Raw genomic sequence first — 18,561 nt, forward strand, 5'->3', positions numbered from 1 at the left:
GACTTCCGCCACCGTGATCTTGCCCGCCATCGCGCACATCGGGTTGAAGTTGCGCGCCGTGCGGCGATAGATCAGGTTGCCCGACTTGTCGGCCTTCCATGCCTTGACCAGCGAGACGTCGGCCGTCAGCGAATGTTCGAGCACGTAGTGGTTCTCGCCGAACTGGCGGGTTTCCTTGCCCTCGGCGATCAGCGTGCCGTAGCCGGTGTTGGTGAAGAACGCCGGAATGCCCGAGCCGCCCGCGCGCAGCTTCTCGGCGAGCGTGCCCTGCGGCGTGAATTCGAGTTCGAGCTCGCCGGCCAGGTACTGGCGCTCGAACTCCTTGTTTTCGCCCACATACGACGAGATCATCTTCCTGATCTGGCGCGTCTCGAGCAACAGGCCGAGGCCGAAACCGTCGACACCCGCGTTGTTGCTGATGCAGGTCAGATCGCGCACGCCGCTCGCGCGCAGCGCCGCGATCAGCGCCTCGGGAATGCCGCACAGGCCGAAGCCGCCGACGGCGAACGTCTGGCCGTCCGCGACGATACCGTCCAGCGCGGCGGCCGCACTTGAATGAAGCTTGCTCATTGCGAATTCCTCAGGGAGGCCGCCTCGTACCGGCAAGCGCCGGCGCGAGTGCGGCAAAGGAGGGAACGATCCGTGACTCAGGCTTGCGCGACGCTTTCCGCCAGTTCGTCCACGCTACGGGCGCCGCCAAACACGAAGCCGGCGTAGCCGTGGGCGATCACGTCGTCGCAGAACGCCATGTAGGCGTCGAAGCCTTCGAGGTCGAGAAGCACGACCCGCGGCTTGCCGGGAATGTTCGCGCCGACGTACCACGAGTTGGTCCGGTGGATCAGCGAGTTCTCGGCGTTCTTGAAGATGCGGGCCGTCCAGGCGCCCTGTGCGTCGTCGCTCGCCTCGACGGTGGCCGCGTTGCCCTGCAGCGTGCGCTCGACGAGCTTCATGACGAGGTCGACCTGGTGTTCGTCGCAGGGGACCGCGCTGCTCAGCGACGCGGTGCTGCCGGGGCCGGCGATGTTGAACAGGTTCGGGAAGCCGGCGCTCATCAGGCCGAGGTAGGTTTTCGGGCCATCCTGCCAGGCCTCGCGCAGCGACAGGTCACGTCGGCCGCGGATATCGACGTTGAGCAAGGCGCCCGTGACCGCGTCGAAACCAGTCGCGAACACGATGATGTCGAAGGGTTGCTCGACGCCGCCCGTGACGATGCCGTGCGTCGTGATCGATTCGATCGGCGTCTCGCGCAGGTCGACGAGCGAGACGTTGTCGCGGTTGAACGCCTCGAAGTAACCGCTGTCGGCGCACAGCCGCTTGGTCAGGATCGGGTGGTCACGCGGTACGAGCTTGTCGGCCAGCGCCGGATCGTCGATCTTCTCGCGCAGCCTGGCGCGCACGAATTCGGACAGCTCGGCGTTGGCGGATTCGTTGGTCAGCAGGTCGTTGTACGAGGTGTAGAGGCAGAGGCCGCCCGCGTCCCAGCGTGCCTGAAACTCGCGCTGGCGCTCCTCCTGCGACACCGACATCGCCGGCAGGCGCAGTGGCTGGCGGGGTTCGCCGCCGACGCACACGAAGCCGCCCGGCGACTGCCATTCCATGCGGCGCAACTCGGCGTAGTTCGCCTTCATGCGCGCCTCGTACGCAGGGTCCATCGGCTGGTTGCGCAGCGGAATACTGTAGTTCGGTGTGCGCTGGAACACCGTCAGGTGCGCCGCCTCGCGCGCCACCACGGGCGTGAGCTGGATCGACGAGGATCCCGTGCCGATCACCGCGACGCGTTTGCCGGCGAACTGCACGCTCTGCTGCGGCCAGCGCGACGTGAAGTAGGTCTCGCCGCCGAAGCTGCCATAGCCGGGAATGTCGGGCACCTTCGGCGCCGACAGGCAACCTGTCGCCATCACGCAGAAGCGCGCGCCGAAGGTCTCGCCGGCCTGCGTCTCGATGCGCCAGGCCTCATCGCGCTCGTCGAACACAACGGAATCGATGCGCGTGCCGAGCTGGATGTCCTCGTAAAGCCCGAAGCGCGTCGCGACGTGATCGAAGTAGCGCAGCAGCTCGGGCTGCGAGGCGTAGCGCTCGGTCCAGTGCCATTCCTGTTCGAGTTCGCGCGAAAACGAGTACGAATATTCAAAGCTCTCGATGTCCACGCGCGCGCCCGGATAGCGATTCCAGTACCAGGTGCCGCCAATGCCGTCTGCCGCGTCGAAGAGGCGAACCCGCAAGCCGGCCTGCCGTGCACGGTGCAACATGTAGAGACCAGCAACACCCGCGCCCACGATGGCCATGTCGAAGGCCTGCTTCTGCGTATTGTGAGTCAACATCTTGATCCTTTGCTGTCGATAAATTGCCTGGTTGGAAACACCCGGTCCGGCCCACGAAGAGCCTCGTGTGGGCGGCGCGCGGCCACCCGCGGACCGGCCTCAGTCGTACACGCCCGCTCCGACGCCGACGGCACCCGACGACCATTTCCGGCCGTACGCCACCATCATCAGGAAGCTCAGGATGAAACTCAGGCCGCCGACCATCAGTAGACCCAACTCGCCCAGGACCGGCAGCAGGTTGGTCAGCAAGCCCGTCACCACCCAGGCGATCGCCATCACGGAGCCCGCGACGCCGAGTGCCCAGCCCTGCCGCTCGACCGTGACCGCGTCGGAGTACGCGGTGTACATCGTCGTGTAGGCCACCATGTCGAAACAGCCCACCACCATGCCAAGCGCCCAGAGCATGCCCTCGTGCGGCAGCAGCGCCGAGAGCAACTGGCCGATGCCCGCGATCAGCAGACCCAGCTTCGCAATGTCGACCACGTTCCAGACCTTCAGCATCAGGCGCACGATCACCATCAGCCCGAACACGAAGCAGATGCCGATCAGACCGCTGAACAGTCCCAACTGCGAGCTGGTATAGCCGAAGCGCGTTTGCAGCACGAGCATGATGGTCTGCAGGTAGAGGCCGTAACCGACCTGCATCAGGAAGAACACGATCGAGAGGAACGCGACGCGCTGATGGCGGCCCGCTTCGTAGATGATGCGCAACGGCAGCAGGATGTCGACACGCGTCTTGCCCTTCGGCAGATTCGCGTCGCGGTAGTACCAGAAGGTCCACAGGCCGCAGAACACCGACAGCGCGGCGACCAGCAGGAACGGCGTGCCGTAGTTGAAGATCGGCAGGATCGTGCGGTCCGAAGTGATGCCGCCGAGCACCGGGCCGACGATCACGCCGGCGCTGAAGGCCATCGACATGATGCTCATGTTGTAGGCCTTGGTTTCAGGCGTGCTGACGTCGGTGATCGCGGCCTGCGCGATACCCTGGCAGCCGGCCATCAGGCCGCTCAGGCCACGCCCGAGCAACAGCAGCGCGATGCTCGGCAGCAGCGCGCCGAGCGCCATCAGCAGGTAGCTGAGCGCGAGTCCGAAGATGCAAAGCAGCATGATCTTGCGGCGGCCGTAGCCGTCGGACAGTTCGCCCATCAGCGACGAGCCGAAGAACATGAAGAACGGATACACGCCGTAGCCGAGCCCGAGGTAGAAGTTGCGCAGTTGCGGGCTGGCGGCCGCGCCGACGATGCCCGAATGCGGATCGGAGAAGATCGCCGCCATGATCGGATACACCAGGCCAAAACCCATGGCGTCGATCGCGATTGCGAGCAGACATGGGCCTAGCAGTTTGAGATTAAGTTTGGACATGAAGTGGCCTCGAGCGAAGTGAAGTTGCCGCTTAAAGTAATCGACGGGGAAAACCCGGAGTAGAGCCGAGCTTTCAATTTCAGCTATCAGAGAAGCTGATTAGTCCATTCCCGGAATCGCTGAAATGCTCGAACGGCGCGCAATCCGGAATAGCCGGCGCGACCCTGCCGGGGCGGGTCGGAGGGATACGGACAGGACTCCGAAACGATTTCGCGCGGCGCCCGCGGTCTATTCACGCGGCATATGCTGTGCGCAGGCGTCGACGGGGCAGCTCTCGCGTGGCCGGTCGCGCGATATCGTTGGGAAGGTTTGTAAGACGCGTGCTGGATGCCGGCTGGATGCCGGCTGGATGCCGGCTGGATGCCGGCTTGATGCTGACTGGATGCCGGCTTGATGCTGGCTGGATGCCGACGAGGTGCGTGCCGGACGCGAAGCACGCAATGGACGCGATCGCCTGGCGCGATGCCGCGTGGATGCGGTGGGGATGACGATGCGGCGCCAGGCCGGCACCGCGCGAATTCACACCTCGATCAGCTACGTAACGGTGCGAGCCCGGACCGAGTCCGGCAGACGCTCCTCGAGTATGCTGACGACGATCTGCGTCTTGGTCGGTACCGGCCGCGTGACGGGCAGCAGCGCATTCAGGTCGAAACCCGGCACTGTGTAGTTCGGCAGCAGCTTGACGAGCCGGCCCGAGTTCAGCGCCTCAGCACAGACAATCTCCTGCAGCACGCCGATGCCGCACCCGTTGAGCAGTAGCTGATAGACAGGCCCCCAGTGGCTGACCGTGGTGACGATGTTGATCGGCGCGGCGCGCGCCGCCTTCGACGAATTGACGAACCGTAGCTGCCCGTCGGCGAACAGCCCAGCGACGCGGATGAACGGATGCCGGACAAGATCGGTCGGGTCCTCGGGGCAGCCGTGCGCGGCAATGTATTCGGGCGATGCGACCAGCACGCGGCGGATGTGGCCAAGCCGCCGCGCAACGAAGTTGCCGTCGCCAATCTGGCCGAGCCGCAGCGAGATGTCGACGCCCTCCGTGACCGGATCGGTAAGTTCATCGTTGAGGATCATATCCACGTAGAGCTGTGGATTCTGCTCGCGGATGGTCTCGATGATCTTCGGCAGCACCACGTCGCCCAGGCCGTGCGGCGCGGCGATCCGTATCCGCCCGCGCACGACCTTGTTGCCGAGCGTGACCACCGCGCGCGCCTCGTCGGCGGCATCGAGCACGACCTTGCTCTTCTGGTAGAACAGCGAGCCCTCGTCCGTGCACGACACGGCGCGTGTGTTTCGCAGCAGCAGGCGCACGCCGAGATGCTGCTCAAGCCGTTCGATCCGGTCGCTGACCGCGGGCTGGCCCAGCCCAAGGTCCTTCGCGGCTCTCGACAGATTTCCGCGTTCGACGACTCGCACGAAAATACGCATTGCAGCTAGCAAGTCCATGAATTCCTCAATATTGCGGGGCGTGGATCGATGGGGGCGCCGGCGAATTCATGCAATCGGATGACGCCGGTCATTCAGACGTGAAACGCGTCAGGCTCACGTCTGCCCATCGGGATAACCCAAACCAAATCATGCCTGTCAATTAACGGTGAGAGAATCTTAATTACAAAAAAACACGGAAATGTTTTAGGCATTTGGATCTGGCAAAAAATCGGGGTTCGTATTACGGAAAGTACCTCCTGAAATTTCCTAAAATGCGGCACGCCGGGGACGAGGGGCGTCATTTTTCTGGACGGAGGTGACTATCGTACCCGAGTTATCTCGATCGCGTCCAATCCGGGAAGCATGCAGTCGTGGCTGTTGCTGGCAAACACGACGTGGGGACGGATTCTCACGCGCCCGACCAAGATCCGTAACGCCAATACGGCCACCCGTTAGTTTAAATGGGTATCCATGTCGGGCGATTTACGGGGCCGCTCCAGTTCCATTAAAGTCGCAACCACCGCTTCAGTTTAATTTATGTTTTTTGCATTAGCTGACCTGATACCGGTCTTTCGACGGCAGGCGTCAATTTTAACCTGTTCAATCCAATGATAATGAAGATGTTTATTTAAAATCCCGCGAATGGCAGGTTTGCCAGATGGTGAGTGGGTGGCGCATCGTTGACGCAAGCCCGTCGCTCAAGGCACGCCTGCGTGAACTCGCAGATGAAGCGACTGACGCACTCGCGATCGGGCTGGGGGGTGCAAAACCTGACGGCCTCACGCGATTGATGGCCGGGATGATTGTGCTAACGGTGCGCACAGCGCGCGAGGAAGCGATTCGCCTGATCGGGCGCGGTGCATCGGCAAAGAAGGCGAATGCCGCGTTCCTTGCCTTGATGGAGCATGGCCTGTCAACGGTCGAAAACTTTCGTTGATCTTGCCGGGCCAAGGCCGGCGAGATGCCGGCTGCCACTCGCCCCCGATCCGCACGACCCGGCTTTCCCTGCCTATCAGCAGTTCCTTCACCTGGGTGAAGCGAGCCTCGCGGCATCCATTTATTTTGTGGTCGGTGCGCGCAACTTTGCGCCGGTGTCTCAGCGAGAAAACTGGACCGCCGGCCAGGCACAGCGCGTGTTCGATAGCCGGCTGGGACTGGTGACGCGCGTGATCAGCCAGGCATTGAAGGGGGAGATCAAGCCACCAACGTCGACGAGAGCATCACCCTTCAGTCGACGGACATGTTCCGCCCGTCCGATGACAGCGTCACCCATGGCGTCGTTATGCCCGTTGATGTACTTCGTCAGTGCATGGGCGACGAAATCCGCGCCGTGTTCGAGCCCGCGAAACATCGGCGGTGGTGTGAAGGTGGCATCGATCGAAAACAGGGCACCGGCATCGTGCGCAATCGCTGCGATCGCTGCCACGTCTGTCACCTTCGTAGTGGGATTGGCGATCGTCTCCGCGTGAATCAGCTTCGTTGTCGGACGCAGTGCGTTGCGAACCGCGTCGAGGTCGCTGATATCCACGAATGTCGCCTCGATTCCGTAGCGGGCCGGGAGCAGCTCGCTGAAGGGACGCCATACGGCTTCGTAGGTCACGTCGCTGACGACGACGTGATTGCCACTTTTCAGGAACGTGAAAAATATCGCATGCAGCGCGGCGACGCCCGTGCTGAAAGCGACCGTGTCCTCACCCCGCTCCATCGCAGCCAGCTTCCGCTCGAGACAGCGCTGGTTGTGGCCGAGATTGCGGGTATAGAACAGTGCTTGCGTATCGGACCAGTCGAGTGAAGACGGATCGTCGGCCAATCGATACGAATTCGCCATCACAATCGGCGTCCTGATCGCACCCGTCGTTGCATCGACGACATTGCCCGCATGGACAGCCTGACTGTCGAAGGATAGAGTCTCCGGATCGTGCTTGTCGGGCCGCGGTCGAATGTTCTTCGTTGCCATCTCCCACCTCATTCGATAAAAACGGATTGAAAATCTCGGATTCCGACCTCCCTATGAAAGCAGATCCGCGCATCCGGATTATTCGTGCATATTCCGGATACACACGACCTTCGGCTGCGTCATTTCCTCATAGGCGAACCGGACGCCCTCGCGACCGAGGCTGCCATACTTGAACCCGCCGAACGGCATCGCGTCGAACCGATAGTCCGAAGAGTCGTTGATCATGATGCCGCCCGCCTCCAGTTGCTTCGCGGCCTTGAGCGCAGTCTGCAGGTTCCCGGTGAAGATGCCGGCATGGAGGCTGTATTCGGGATCATTGGCAAGCGCGAGCGCCTCGTCGAGCGTCTCGATCCGCTGCAGCACGACAGCCGGGCTGAACACCTCCTGCCGCCAGAGATCGCATTCGAAATCGACCTCCTCAAGCACGGTCGGTGAGTATGTCGAGCGGTCCAGCGTATTTCCACAGAGCAGTCGCGCGCCCTTGCTGACCGCCGCGTCCACAATCTGCTTCGTACGTGCCGCGGCCTGTGCGTTGATCATCGGGCCTACGTCGGTATCCGCGAGTGCCGGGTTACCATATCTCAGCACTCGGGTGCCAGCCACGAACCGCTCCCTGAACGCATCGTAGATGCGTGATTCGATCAGTATGCGTTGCGTACCAATGCAGTTCTGACCCGCTGCCCAGAAGGCGCCGGAGATGCATGATTCGACTGCCCGTTCGAGCTCGCAGTCGCCCATGACGATGACAGGCGCATTGCCGCCAAGATCCATCGCGAGCTTTTTCAGGCCGGCCGAGCGGGCGATCTTCTCGCCTGTCACGAAGCCGCCCGTGAAAGAAATCATTCTCACGTCGCGCGACGAAACGAGTGCTTCGCCTAGAGCGGCACCGCCGGTGGCAACCGAAACGACGTTCGATGGCAAGCCTGCGGCCACCAGATAATTGACGAGCTTGATGGCGGACAGCGGCGTAAGTTCGGATGGCTTGAGGATCACTGAGTTGCCCCCGGCAATCGCCGGTCCGAGCTTGTGCGCCACCAGATTCAGCGGATCGTTGTACGGGGTGATCGCAACGATGATGCCGAGCGGCTCGCGGGAAAACCATCCCTGCCGGTTTTCCGATCCCTGATAGGCGTCGAACGGGATGACTTCGCCGCTATTGCGGCGCGCTTCATCGGCGGACAGCTTTAGCGTGTTGACGCAGCGCATCACTTCCTTGGCGGCTTGCCTGATCGTCTTGCCGGCTTCCGCGACAATCAGCTCGGCAAACGTGTCCTTGTCGCGTTCGATCAGCGATACACACGTCTCGAGCACGCGGGCACGGTCGTAACGGGACAAATTGCGGCAGACACGTGCGCCGTCCTTCGCGGCCTGAATCAGCTTCGACGCACCCTCGGGCGGAATATTCACCACGGTCCCCACTTCGACGCCGTCGAAGGGATTGATCACCGTGATGAATCCGTGCGGCGTCTCGCCAGGGAATGCGGGCATGTTCATATCGAAGGGTCTCCTGTCAATTCTCGATGTCGAATGCAGACGATGTGCGATGAATACTGACAAGCATGGTATCCACGCGCACTGTCACAAGGCATCTGTCAAACTGATCGAAGTTGCGAGCGTTCTGCTCGCCGAGGTGACATATCGCTCATGTCGGCACCGCATCCGTTCGACAGGAGTGTGTATCCTTCGAGCGGGTCAACACGAACGAAGTAACCGTGTTGAGCACACCCTGCAGCGCTGCAATTTCCTCCCACAGCTTGTGAATGCGCTCGGAACTGGTCGCCTCGATATGCAGGACGACATCGAGTTCGCCGCTCATTACGTCGCAGGCCACCACCTCCGGAAAGGTCCGCACATGAGCGATCACGTCGGCTCCCCGCATCCGGTCCTTCCGGTAGACGAACATCAGAGCCCTGATCGGCGCCGAATCTGCTTCCGGCAAGCCGTGGCGAATGGTGTACCCGCGTATGTACCCGTCACGCTCCAGTCGTTCGATCCGAAGCCTCACGGCGCTGCGGGACAGATTGACTGACACGGCGATATCGTTATGCGAAAGGCGTGCGTTCTCAGTCAGCAGCGACAGGATTTTTGTATCGACTCTGTCGAGGACGCGTTTCATGATGTTCTCCTGGACCCATCGGAGTCTTCATCGGTCCGTTAAACAGCGAGGACCCCTTCCACACAGCTGACGCAGGCCCCCCCGATCCGGACATGCCCCTGCCCATCTACCCTGACCTTGACCTGCCCGTCTCGACCGACGCGGCGCCCCTGGGTGGCCAGGTACTCGCACCCGCCGGGCGGCAAGATGTGCTGCGCCCACTGGTAGGCGGCGACGCTGCCGTTACCGCTCCCGCAAACCGGGTCTTCGTCGACACCGCAGGACGGCGCGAAAGTGCGCACTTCGATCGCCGTGCCTCCCTGCTCGTGACGGCCGAATACGGTTAGGCCGGTTACGCCAGCGCGGCGCTCGAACGCTGCCAGCGCAGCCAGGTCCGGACGCAAGTCGAGAACGGTCGTTGCATCGGCGAGGTAGGCGATCACCCAGACCGGGCCGACATCCACGGTGGCTGGCGCATGCAGGGTGTCCACCCGGCATCCGACGATGCGTTCGAGCTCGAAGACTTCGTCCGGGTTCAATGTCTTGATCCTCGCGGGCGGCAACCTGAACGAAAGCTCGCGACCACTATCCCGTTCGTCGACTGTCACTTCGACTAGACCGACATTGCATTGCTGTATCAGCCGGCCGGGATGGCGTGGTGCAATGCGCCCGTCCTTCAGGATCGCATGCGCGCTGCCCAGCGTTGGGTGTCCGGCAAACGGCAGTTCGCTGCGTGGGGTGAATATCCTCAACCGATAGTCGGCCTGCATATCGGTGGGTGGTAGCACGAAAGTCGTTTCCGACAGGTTCGTCCACCGCGCGATCGTCTGCATCGTTTCGCTGGACAGGTCTTGCGCATCGAGCACCACCGCCACGGGATTACCCCGTAGCGGCTGGGACGTGAACACATCGACCACCTCGTAGCTGTGATTCATTTCAGCCTCCTGCGCATCCCGGTGCGGCGACCGCCGACCGGATGACGGTAATCATCGGCGCGCGCCCGTCGCTACCGGGCAGCACCAGTCTTTCGACGGTCACGCCTCTTCAAACGGGCTTCACTTCGCCGCATTACCGGACACGACATCATCGATCTCGGTCGCGGTGATCCCATACTTCGCCATTCGCGCACGGTGATCGGGCGACCCGAGATACAGGTGCAACTGCTCGTTCACGGCACGAAGAAGATCGTGATTCTGCTTGCTGAATGAGAATGCGCCGACAGGCGCCCTCCCTGTCGCGTCCGGTGCATGGGCGACGGCCTCCAGTTCGGGATTCGCTTGCGCAATGTTCCTGTTGCCGATGGCCGTCGCTGCAAACGCATCGATCTTTCCCGCCAGCAACGCGGCAAGCGCCTCGGGCTGGTCCCTGAACAGCGTGATCTGGGAATCACCCACGCCCGCAGATTTTGCGGAATCGACCTGGACCTGTCCCGGAATCAGACCCAGTCTCGCGTCTCCCCGCTTTGCCACTGCGTCGTAGCTGGTCAAAGTCTTCGGGTTGCTCCGATGGACCACGAAGCCATCGCCAAGCGACCAGACCGGCACACTGAATGCAACTTGCTCGGCCCGGGCTGCCGTTGCAAAGATCGGCACGTTCATATCCCAGCGGCCTTGGCTGACACCGGGAAGCAGTTCCTCGAACGACGTCAACCGGTAGTCGATGGTCGTGACACCGATAGCGTGCAGCACCACGTTCGCGAGCTCGATATCCGCGCCGGTCGGGGAGCGATCGTCGCCGGTCCAGTAGAACGGCGGCTCCTCGATATAGGCAAGACTGACTTTCATGATCGTTCTCCTGGTTTCAACGGTGAATATTTCGATGGCAGACCTGACCGACGGGATACTCGCTGCTCCGCGCGCGTGCGCCGATGCAATCAGGCTCCCGAGCGTGCCCGGACCGCCGCGTGAACGGCACAACGTTGTGATCCGAGCCCTTCGATACCGCACGTAACGACGTCGCCATCTTTCAGGTAGTCAGGATCCGCCTTGTTGTATGCGACACCGCGAGGTGTCCCGGTGAGCAGCAGGTCGCCGGGCAACAGCGTCATGAACTCGCTGAGATAGGCAACGATACGGCTGACGGAAAACACCAGCCTGCTGGTACGGCTGTCCTGCCGAAGCTCGCCGTTCTTTCTCAACCAGATCTCGAGATCCAGCGACTCTGGCAGCGCATCGGGCGTCACGAGCCACGGCCCCAGCGGAGCAAAGGTGTCCGCGCTTTTTCCTTTGCTCCATTGACCGCCGCGCTCGAACTGCCATGCTCGCTCGGTGATGTCGTTGGCGACCGCCAGCCCCGCGACGAGCGACATCGCGTCCTCGGCTCGCACGTTACGCGCAACGCCACCCATCACCACGCCCAGCTCAACCTCCCAGTCCACTGCATGCGCGGATTCCGGGATGACGATCGGATCGAACGGCCCGCTCAGCGCCGTCGGGGATTTGAAGAAAAGCAGCGGCTCTGACGGCAGGTCGAACCCGGTTTCCTCGGCATGATCGGCGTAGTTCAGACCGATACAGACGATTTTTCCCGGAATCGCGATCGGTGAGCCAAGACGCGAATCCCCGTCGATCGCTGGCAACCGAGAAATAGTGGCTTCGGTCAATGTGCTCAGAAATCGGGTCTCCAGCGCACTGCCGGACCAATCGTGAACCAGGCTGCTCACGTCGCGCGCAGTGCCATCGGCATCGATAATTCCAGGCCGCTCTTGACCGGGTGGGCCAAATCTAATCAATTTCATCGGCATGCCTCCTGCCGTTGCAGTTCCGGTGAGTACGCGCCCCGCCGCGCTTGGGGGGGACTCGTTGCCGTGCGCAAGCACCCGCCACATTTGCATGCTCGTCACCGGGATAGTCACCATCACGGCGACACCGCGATCAAGCAGCAGCCTTGTCGAGCGCCAGCGAGAGCGCGGACAGCGCCGGTCCGAGCCGTTCGGGCGGCAAATAGCCGAAACCGAGCCGGAAAACGCGATCGCTTTCGCCGAACCAGGTGCCGGACGCAAGCTGCAATTCATAGTCGGGAAGCACGGCCCAGAAGCGCGAAACAGCCGCGGCGTCCAGCGCATCGACCCGTAGACGCAGGCAGCACAGCGCGCCCGCATCGGGTCGCACCCACTCGATTCGCCGTGCCTCGCGCGCGCACCAGCTCGCAAGTTCGTCTAGCGCGCCAGAGAGCAATCGCCGACGCGGCGCGAGCACCGCTTCCCGATGCAGCAGCAACGACGCAGCCAGCGTTTCGTCGAGCACCGACCCCGAGATGACCGTGTTCATCTTGGCGATGGTTAAACGCGCACGGAGATCGGCGTCGCCAACGGTAAGCCAGCCGGTTCGCAAGCCAGGCGCGCCGAGCGCCTTCGATACAGACGCGCCGGTGACGATCCGCGGGTCGAAGCCTGCAACACTGTCGACCACTACCACGTCGCCATAGCTCGCCTCACGGTAGGTTTCGTCGACGAACAGAATGGCATCCGGCGCACGGTGCGCCATCAACCCGAGCAGCTTCTCGATCTCGGCGCGTGACGTCTGGATACCGGACGGATTTTGCGGCGACGCAAGACTCACCAGTTTCGTTTTCGGCGACAGGCTCGCATCGATCTGGTCCATGTCCAGCCGATAGCCGCTTTCGAACGACAGGCGCACCTCCCGCACCGTCACGCCGGCGCCGAGCAAACTGTCGCGGCACGGCGGGAAACACGGCGTCACCAATACCGCCTCGTCGCCGGGGCGGCAAACCTCGAATGCAAGCAGAAAAAGCCCGAGCGCCGTACCTTGCGTCGTGATCACCTGCTCGGCCGGAATCTTGCAGACCTTTGCAATGGCGTCGCGAAGTACACCGACGCCGGCGGATTTGCTGTAGCCGAGCTTGAGTGCACGAATCGACTCGAGACCGGCCAGGTCCAGAACCTCCCCGACGGTCAGGTCTTGGGACGTGCTCTCTGCCAGGTTGAACGGTCGATTCACGTCGAGCAGCGAAATGATCTCGTTGTAGGGGAATCGCCCCCTCCACTGGCCGACACGAACTCCGCCGTGGGTTACTTGACGGTCCAGGTCGGAGTCCTGATCGAAAGCGTTCATGTGAGTGCCTCTCGTTTGCGCTGATTGCCGTGTTGAACGATCCACTACCGGACACCGTGCGCGCAGCGCATCGATTCCGATGTCGCCGAACTCGTTCAGATACGATCGGGACCTCTGTATCGTAGCGCCCTGGCGACGACCATAACAGTCACAATTTATCGAATCTAGACCATCACAATTTAGCTTGTCGCGCGACAGATGCCGGACCGATAATCGCGCCATACCTCGACACGAGAACATTGCATGGAAACGTCCTCTCCGTACCGATACCAACAGTTGGCCGATCTCATTGTCGGAATGGTCGACAAGGGCACGCTGGTGCCGGGTACGCGCTTGCCTTCGGTGCGCGCATTCAGCGAACAGCACCACATCAGCGTTTCCACGGCGCTACAGGCATACAGGCTGCTCGAGGATCGTGGCGTGCTGGTCGCACGGCCACAATCGGGCTTCTATGTCGCGGCCGCGCGGCGCGGCACGCTTGCGCTGCCGTCGGCGTCGCGCGCACGTGCCAAGCCGTCGACCGTGTCAATTAGCGGTGCCGTCTCAGTGTTGCTCGAGCATGCCGCAAACTCGGCACTCGTTCCGCTGGGCTGTGCTGTGCCCGACCCGGCATTGCTGGAGTCGAAGCGGCTGGATCTGGCGCTGGCCCGGGTCGCGCGACAGCAAGGCACGCGTTACAACGTCTATTCCCCTCCGTACGGCGACCCGCGCCTGCGTCAGGAAATAGCGAAGCGTGCAATGCGTTTCGGGCATGTGCTTTCACCGGACGACATACTCGTTACGAACGGCTGTACCGAAGCCCTGGCACTTGCGCTCAGCACGGTGGCCAGGCACGGCGATACGATCGCTGTCGAATCGCCTACTTATTTCGGTCTACTGCATACGCTGGAAGTGCTTGGCCTGAAGGCGCTCGAATTGCCGACCGACCCGACCCGCGGCGTCGACGTCGGTGTCCTTGCCCGGATTCTCGAAGCCGGCTCGGTCGCGGCTTGCGTGCTGTCCTCGACATTCAGTAACCCCCTCGGTTCCGCTATGGAGGAAACGGACAAGCGCGCACTTCTCGAATTGCTGGCGCGAAACAGCGTGCCGCTGATCGAGGATGATGTCTATGGCGATATCCAATTCGGCAGCGAACGGCCCAAGCCTTTCATCGCACTCGACGGAGGTGCCAATACGATCTACTGCAGCTCATTTTCCAAAAGCCTCGCGCCGGGATATCGAATCGGCTGGATCGCCGCTGGAACACGCGTGCAGAAGGTAATGGAACGCAAGCTGGCGTTCAGTCTGTGCTGCCCCGCCCTGCCTCAGGTGGCACTCGCCGATTTTCTCGAGAGCGGAGCCTATGATTCACATTTGCGGCGCCTGCGTCGCCTACTCGATGAAAACCTCACACGCATGACGCGCGCCATCGAGGCAAGTTTTCCGTCCGAAACGAAAGTAAGCCGACCGGCAGGAGGGTTCGTTCTTTGGCTCGAACTGCCCAAGCACTTCGATTCGCGCACGCTCTTCGATGAGGCGCTGGATTACGGAATCTGTTTCGCACCTGGAGACGTCTTCTCCGCCAGCCGGCGCTTCCGAAACTGCCTGCGACTGAGCGCCGCTTACGAGTGGAACAGCCGCATGGAGGACGGTGTTCGACAATTGGGAATGCTGGCGTCACGTCAGCTCGGCCGCTAATTGTCGAGGGGGGAGACCACGTGGCGAGATGCCCATATCAGAAGGCAGTAGATTCGGCCTATGTCCACCTCCCTGCACCCATGCGTCGACCATATCCGCCCACTCCTGCAGCATATGCCGACGCTGTACGGCATACTCGGCCTTGTTGTACACCGCCCGCGAAGATCTCCCGTCTCCTCCATGCGCCAGCGACTTTTCGATCCAGTCGCCATTGAAACCCGCTTCGTTAAGCAGCGTTGAGCCTGTACGCCTCAAATCATGGACGGTGAATGGCTCCAAGGGTAGTCCAGCCGCTTTTGCCCGTTCGGCAACGAGCTGCGTAACCCGATTTAATGTCGCCTTGGACATGCATCGATCTGCGGCATAGCGGAAGGCAGGACATATCGGGAGCCCGCTGCGCAGGTACCGGATGCTGGCCGAGGAAGGGCGAAGCGTCGACTACATTGCCGCGCTCTTTTCTGCCTCACCACTCACGGTCAAACGACGCATGAAGCTCGCCAGCGTATCCCCAAAGCTGTTGGCACTGCTGCGGGAGGACTCGATCACACTCGACCAGCTTGCCGCAATCGCCCTCGCGGACAACCATGTAACGCAGGAACACGTCTGGTTCGATGCGAACGATTGGCAGCGCCAGCCCAACTATCTGCGGCAGGCGATCACGCGGGCCGAAATCGACGCGAGCCGCAGCCGCCTTGTGCGCTTTATTGGTCTCGACACCTACGAAGCAGCAGGCGGGTATGTCCGCCGTGACCTCTTCAGTGACGACGGGAATGCAGGCTACATTGCCGATGCCGAACTGCTGCAGCGTCTCGTCGCACAGAAACTCGACGTAGCCGCAGAAGAACTGCGCGCCGAGGGTTGGGGCTGGACAGAAACCCGCGTCGAGCGCGACCTGCTGGAACTCAACCGCTACGGAAAGCTGCGCCCCATCCAGCGCCCCTTTACTGAAGACGAACAGCGCGAGATGGACGCGCTCACCGTGCTGCAGGACAACCTGTCCGGGAAGCTGGAAGCGCTCTCCGAGGACGATGAAAATGCATATGAGGAAGCCGACCGCCTCGATGCTGAAATCGAACGGGTCAACGCCGCGATCGTCGCACTCGAAAGCCGCGCTCTCGTGTGGGATACACAGCAGATGGCGGAGGCGGGCGCGTTCGTGATCATCGATCCGCAGGGAAAACTGCTCATCGAGCGCGGTCTCGTGCGGCGCGAGAACAGTGCGGCGCTGGACGCGGCGGGTGCGACCGTCTCCGGCACGCCGCAGGCGGAAGCGGCGGACCCGGCAGACTGTCCTGTTACGAAGATCAAGCCAGTCCACAGCGCGAAACTCTGCCAGCGACTCACCGCGCACCGCACCGTCGCTATCCACGCCGAAATGGTCGCGCAGCCCGCCGTCGCGCTCGCCGCCCTGTTGCGGCATCTCGTTCCGCAGGCGCTGCCCGAGCACTACGGCTACGCGTCCGCGCGCGGCTATCTGGCGCTGTCTGGCGACAACAATCACGACAGCCTGCTACGCGCGGCGGACGATCTGCCCACCAGTGCTGCATGGAACGCCGTCGAGGCACAACGCGCCCGATGGACCGCCGAATTGCCCGCGAAACGCACCGACCTGCTGCCGTGGCTCGCGAAGCAGGATCCCGGGACGACGCTGCTCGATCTGCTTGCCTTCTGCACCGGCACCCTGCTCGACGGCATCGTCGGCGAAGAAAAGCCGCAGGCGACCAGCGCGCTCGCGGGCGCGCTGAACCTCGACATGACCCGGTACTGGACCCCGACCCGTGCAACGTATTTCGACCATGTCAGCAAGGCGCGCATCGGGGAAGTCGTGTCCGCAGCGGTTTCGGCAAAGGTGGCCGCCGACCTCGGGAAGATGAAGAAGGCCGACGCCGCGGCAGCAGCCGAACTACGGCTGGCGAAAGTCGCGTGGCTCCCGGAAATCCTCACCGATACGGAAATCCCGTTCACGCCGTCATGGGAAGCGCGCGACGACGACGGGAACAGCGGGGAGGACGAACACGACCCGGACATCAACAATGGTTCCGACGACGCGCAAGACGACGACCGTGCCGCCGAGCCCGGGAGCAATTACAGTGGCATCAACAACACGGATTGCAATGGGGCTGTGGCTCCCGCCACAGCCGGCGTGCCGCCGCCGTGGCCCTTTCCAACCGCTGCCGGCCTCGCGCGCGCTTCATGATGCCCTCGTGTTCATGAAAGGCGACACCAACTAAGTATGACCCATGCGGGCAGAAGGCAAACCGTCTGCCCGCACCGGATGACCGCCGGTGAACCGCCCCGCCAGCCCACCTACTACCGCCGCGAGCAGAATCACGATCAGCGCTCCGACCACCAGTGCACGGAACGCCCTCGTCATCCGTCTCTCGGCTATCTGGTCAACCTTCGCGGCACGCGCCGCTGCCGCACTCATCTCCCGCTCAAACATAGCTACCGCTGCGTCGAGTTGTTGCCGATGCTCACGCAACGCGACGGCTACCGTGCCCACGACCCGGTTTCCCGCGATGCGCGCAATCCGGTCAGCGGCGCGCCCCACCTGCGTGACCAACGCCTGTTCATTCAGTGCTGCGAGCGTCGCGCGATACCTCGCCTCGTGCTCAACGGCCATGCGTTCTGCGAGTTCGATGGTCGCCTTGCAGCGCGCGAGCGCGTCGCGGTGCTGCGCCATTAGCGCGTCCGTCGCCTCACGTGCCTCCTCCCGCACCGCGTCCAGATTACCCTTGCCTGCCTGCACGATGCGCTCCGGCATCGCTTCGTAAAGCCGCGCATAGTATTCGAGCATAGCCAGCACCGACCAGAGCGCATCATTGTCGCGCAGGTTCAGGGCCACTGACACCCGACGCATGCGCAGCAGGCTCGCGTCATCCGGCTTCTCCCCGGTCACGTCGTAAAAGAGCCGGGCGAGCGGATCGACGGGGCGGCCTCGCCGCGCTCGCCGCTCAGGCATTGCCCGTCACCCCGGCGAACATCGCGTCATAGAGCGCCCGCCAGCGCAGCAGTTCCGCGCGCTGCCCGATGGGCAGCGACTCCGCCGCCTTGCGCACCGACAGGCGCTGACTGCGCAGATCGTCCGCCACACGATCGGCAAGTTCGGGAAAGTCAAGCGACTTGCCCTTCGCCTCAACACTCTTGCGGATTTTCGAGTCCTGATACAGCACGAACCGGTCCGGTGTGCCGTAATGGCCATTGCGCACGACGTGCGTCATCGCGTCAGGGAAGGTTTCACCGAACTGTCGCAGCAGTTCCAGACTGTCGCGCTGCCGGTTGATCACCCAGAACACGACAAGTCGCCTGCCAAGCTCGCCCAGAGTGCTGGCCAGCGTCGCGCCGTAGCGGGCGATGCCATCCTGGTTGCGGGCTGCCGTGCTGACCACCACAACCGCGTCGCGATGCTCGTCGCAGTAGTTCACGAAATTGATCCACCCGTCCGCCTCGTCCAGATCGAACGCGGCGCAATCAATCTCGCCCTGCACGGCCTTCATCACGTCAGGGTTTGACGTGTCATTCTCAACCAGCACGGGCTTGACGCCGCGCCGCTGCAGATGATCGACCAGCGCGAGCGCGACAAGACTCTTGCCAACGCCGCCCTTGCCACCGCCCACGAGATAGATGGGATTGACTGCCGTGTCCATC

Annotated in this window: 16 protein-coding genes and 1 pseudogene; 3 read left to right on the forward strand and 14 right to left on the reverse strand. The window is 62.5% G+C overall.

What is annotated here, in order from left to right:
* The 4 genes from FFS45_RS29520 to FFS45_RS29535 all read right to left on the reverse strand — a co-directional run.
* On the reverse strand, positions 1–570 hold a 570-nt coding region (locus FFS45_RS29520; RefSeq protein ID WP_137958176.1), incomplete at its 3' end, for a CoA transferase subunit A.
* Positions 571–647: 77 nt separating this feature from the next.
* Complete coding sequence (locus FFS45_RS29525) at positions 648–2,285, reverse strand: NAD(P)/FAD-dependent oxidoreductase (RefSeq protein WP_249362981.1); 1,638 nt, start codon at positions 2,283–2,285, stop codon at positions 648–650.
* A gap of 135 nt (positions 2,286–2,420) precedes the next feature.
* Positions 2,421–3,683: an MFS transporter gene (locus tag FFS45_RS29530; RefSeq protein ID WP_137958178.1), complete on the reverse strand. Its 1,263-nt coding sequence runs from the start codon at positions 3,681–3,683 to the stop codon at positions 2,421–2,423.
* Positions 3,684–4,217: 534 nt separating this feature from the next.
* Positions 4,218–5,129: a LysR family transcriptional regulator gene (locus FFS45_RS29535; protein WP_137958179.1), complete on the reverse strand. Its 912-nt coding sequence runs from the start codon at positions 5,127–5,129 to the stop codon at positions 4,218–4,220.
* 640 nt (positions 5,130–5,769) lie between these two features.
* On the opposite strand from FFS45_RS29535, the gene FFS45_RS29540 reads away from it, so the two are divergent.
* Complete coding sequence (locus tag FFS45_RS29540) at positions 5,770–6,048, forward strand: hypothetical protein (protein WP_137958180.1); 279 nt, start codon at positions 5,770–5,772, stop codon at positions 6,046–6,048.
* Positions 6,049–6,207: 159 nt separating this feature from the next.
* Here the strand turns inward: FFS45_RS29540 and FFS45_RS29545 are convergent, their stop codons facing one another.
* From FFS45_RS29545 to FFS45_RS29575, 7 genes are all read right to left on the reverse strand, one after another.
* Positions 6,208–7,068: an aminotransferase class V-fold PLP-dependent enzyme gene (locus tag FFS45_RS29545; protein ID WP_171029789.1), complete on the reverse strand. Its 861-nt coding sequence runs from the start codon at positions 7,066–7,068 to the stop codon at positions 6,208–6,210.
* A 78-nt stretch (positions 7,069–7,146) separates the two neighbouring features.
* Entirely contained in the window at positions 7,147–8,562 is a 1,416-nt protein-coding gene (locus FFS45_RS29550) for an aldehyde dehydrogenase family protein (RefSeq protein WP_137958181.1), read from the reverse strand.
* Positions 8,563–8,710: 148 nt separating this feature from the next.
* Positions 8,711–9,184: an Lrp/AsnC family transcriptional regulator gene (locus tag FFS45_RS29555; RefSeq protein WP_137958182.1), complete on the reverse strand. Its 474-nt coding sequence runs from the start codon at positions 9,182–9,184 to the stop codon at positions 8,711–8,713.
* A 38-nt stretch (positions 9,185–9,222) separates the two neighbouring features.
* The gene (locus FFS45_RS29560) at positions 9,223–10,098 is read right to left on the reverse strand and encodes a PhzF family phenazine biosynthesis protein (protein ID WP_137958183.1); all 876 of its coding nucleotides are present in this window, start codon (positions 10,096–10,098) and stop codon (positions 9,223–9,225) included.
* 120 nt (positions 10,099–10,218) lie between these two features.
* Positions 10,219–10,947 (reverse strand): transporter substrate-binding domain-containing protein, encoded by a 729-nt coding sequence (locus tag FFS45_RS29565; RefSeq protein ID WP_137958184.1) that lies wholly within the window; start codon positions 10,945–10,947, stop codon positions 10,219–10,221.
* 89 nt (positions 10,948–11,036) lie between these two features.
* Positions 11,037–11,900 (reverse strand): fumarylacetoacetate hydrolase family protein, encoded by an 864-nt coding sequence (locus FFS45_RS29570; RefSeq protein ID WP_137958235.1) that lies wholly within the window; start codon positions 11,898–11,900, stop codon positions 11,037–11,039.
* Between the two features lie 136 nt (positions 11,901–12,036).
* Positions 12,037–13,236 carry a pyridoxal phosphate-dependent aminotransferase gene (locus tag FFS45_RS29575; RefSeq protein ID WP_137958185.1) on the reverse strand — a complete coding sequence of 400 codons (1,200 nt, stop codon included), beginning with the start codon at positions 13,234–13,236 and terminating at the stop codon, positions 12,037–12,039.
* Between the two features lie 243 nt (positions 13,237–13,479).
* On the opposite strand from FFS45_RS29575, the gene FFS45_RS29580 reads away from it, so the two are divergent.
* On the forward strand, positions 13,480–14,913 hold the full coding sequence (locus tag FFS45_RS29580) for a PLP-dependent aminotransferase family protein (RefSeq protein ID WP_137958186.1): 1,434 nt from the start codon (positions 13,480–13,482) through the stop codon (positions 14,911–14,913).
* Here the strand turns inward: FFS45_RS29580 and FFS45_RS29585 are convergent.
* A pseudogene (locus FFS45_RS29585) lies at positions 14,893–15,317 on the reverse strand (hypothetical protein); the annotation flags it as partial. The gene FFS45_RS29580 and the pseudogene FFS45_RS29585 sit on opposite strands and share 21 nt — an antisense overlap.
* Before the next feature lie 5 nt (positions 15,318–15,322).
* On the opposite strand from FFS45_RS29585, the gene FFS45_RS29590 reads away from it, so the two are divergent.
* Positions 15,323–17,110 (forward strand): chromosome partitioning protein ParB, encoded by a 1,788-nt coding sequence (locus FFS45_RS29590; protein ID WP_249362982.1) that lies wholly within the window; start codon positions 15,323–15,325, stop codon positions 17,108–17,110.
* A gap of 30 nt (positions 17,111–17,140) precedes the next feature.
* Here the strand turns inward: FFS45_RS29590 and FFS45_RS29595 are convergent, their stop codons facing one another.
* Entirely contained in the window at positions 17,141–17,875 is a 735-nt protein-coding gene (locus FFS45_RS29595; protein ID WP_137958187.1) for a hypothetical protein, read from the reverse strand.
* Complete coding sequence (locus FFS45_RS29600) at positions 17,868–18,560, reverse strand: protein mobD (protein ID WP_015002982.1); 693 nt, start codon at positions 18,558–18,560, stop codon at positions 17,868–17,870. The genes FFS45_RS29595 and FFS45_RS29600 overlap by 8 nt, the downstream gene beginning before the upstream one ends.
* Between the last annotated feature and the right edge of the window lies 1 nt (position 18,561).

It is taken from the genome of Burkholderia sp. 4M9327F10, assembly GCF_005503145.1.
Classification (GTDB): domain Bacteria; phylum Pseudomonadota; class Gammaproteobacteria; order Burkholderiales; family Burkholderiaceae; genus Paraburkholderia.